2 protein-coding genes are annotated in these 1,592 nt (G+C 74.7%); both read left to right on the forward strand.

Annotated elements, in window-relative coordinates:
• A partial coding sequence (locus tag AN218_RS29730) for a helicase-associated domain-containing protein (protein WP_171908847.1) occupies positions 1–1,143 on the forward strand: 1,143 nt, incomplete at its 5' end.
• Between the two features lie 46 nt (positions 1,144–1,189).
• Positions 1,190–1,501 (forward strand): DUF4326 domain-containing protein, encoded by a 312-nt coding sequence (locus AN218_RS29735; protein WP_070020168.1) that lies wholly within the window; start codon positions 1,190–1,192, stop codon positions 1,499–1,501.
• The last annotated feature ends 91 nt before the right edge of the window (positions 1,502–1,592 follow it).

The raw sequence follows: 1,592 nt of genomic DNA on the forward strand, positions 1-1,592 counted from the left end.
TCGGCCGCGGGCGCCGCCCCCGGCGACCTGCGCACCCAGCTCGCCGAATGGGCCCTGCACGAGGCCGAGTTGCTCGGTCTGACGGGCCGCGGCGCCCTCGCCTCGTACGCGCGGGAACTGCTCGCCGGGACGGACGACGGCCCCACCGAGGGCGAGTTGGAGGCGGCCGCGTCGCGCGCCGCGGACGGCCTCGCGCCGCTGCTCCCCGAACCCGTCGACCACATTTTGCTACAGGCCGATCTGACGGCGGTCGCGCCGGGACCGCTGGTACGTCCGCTCGCCGCGATGCTCGGCGTGCTCGCCGACGTCGAGTCCAAGGGCGGTGCGACCGTCTACCGCTTCACGCCCGCCTCCGTACGCCGCGGCCTGGACGCCGGGCGCACGGCGAGCGACATCCACGCCTTCCTCGCCGCGCACTCGCGAACTCCCGTGCCGCAGCCGCTGAGTTACCTCGTCGACGACGTCGCCCGCCGCCACGGCCGGATGCGGGTGGGCGCCGCGTCCTCCTACGTACGCTGCGACGACGACGCGCTGCTCACCGAGATCACGGCCGACAAGCGCTCCGCGGCGCTCCAACTGCGCCTGCTGGCGCCCACGGTGCTCGCCTCCGCGCTGCCGCCCGACCAACTGCTGCTGAAACTGCGGGAGATGGGCTACGCCCCGGCCGCCGAGTCCGCCGAGGGCGATGTGCTGATCGCCCGTCCCGACGCCCACCGCACCCCGCCGCGCACCCCGCCCGACCCGGTGCCCGACGGCCCGCCGGTCCCGGACGCCGCCCTGCTGAACGCCGCCGTACGGGCCGTCCGCGCGGGCGACCACGCGGCGACGGCGGAGCACAAGGAGCACCGGTCCTCCCGTGCGGCACGGCAGGCGGGCAAGCTGCCGAAGGCCCCGGCCGACGCCGGCGGCACCCTGCCCCGTACGGACTCGGCGGAGACGATCGCCACGATGCGCTCGGCGGTGGAGTCGGGCGACGCGCTGTGGATCGGCTACGTCAACGCCGACGGCGCCGGCAGCCAGCGTGTGATCGCACCGGTACGCGTGGAGGGCGGCTTCGTGACGGCCTACGACCACACAGCGGACGAGGTACGTACGTATCCGCTGCACCGCATCACGGGAGTGGCCGAACTGGCCGGCCCCTGAACGGAGTTGGCAGCGGCCAGGCGACCGGAAGGAGAACGGAGCAGCCATGAGCGGCAGCACCGAAGTCGTCAATCTCAAGGGCCACCGCGACGATCCGGACTACGCGGACGTGGTCTACGTCGGCCGCCCGATGCACCGCGGCGGCTGGCATCTCGCGGGATCCCCCCTGGCCAACCCCTTCCGTCCCGGCCGTGACGGCACCCGCGAGGAGGTCGTGCGCAAGTACCGCGACCGTCTGCTGGGACGCCCGGACCTGCTCGCCCTGCTGCCCGCGCTGCGCGGGCGGAGGCTCGGCTGCTGGTGCGTCCCCGAGCCGTGCCACGCCCAGGTCCTCGCCGAACTCGCGGACGCCGCCTGACACTTGAGACCGGTCGTACGCGGGGTATCCGTGACGTACGCAGGGGTGGGACGCCGACGCACCGGCACCGGTACGGCCCGCGCGGCCGGCC

The sequence above is a fragment of the Streptomyces nanshensis genome (assembly GCF_001751255.1).
GTDB lineage: Bacteria > Actinomycetota > Actinomycetes > Streptomycetales > Streptomycetaceae > Streptomyces > Streptomyces nanshensis_A.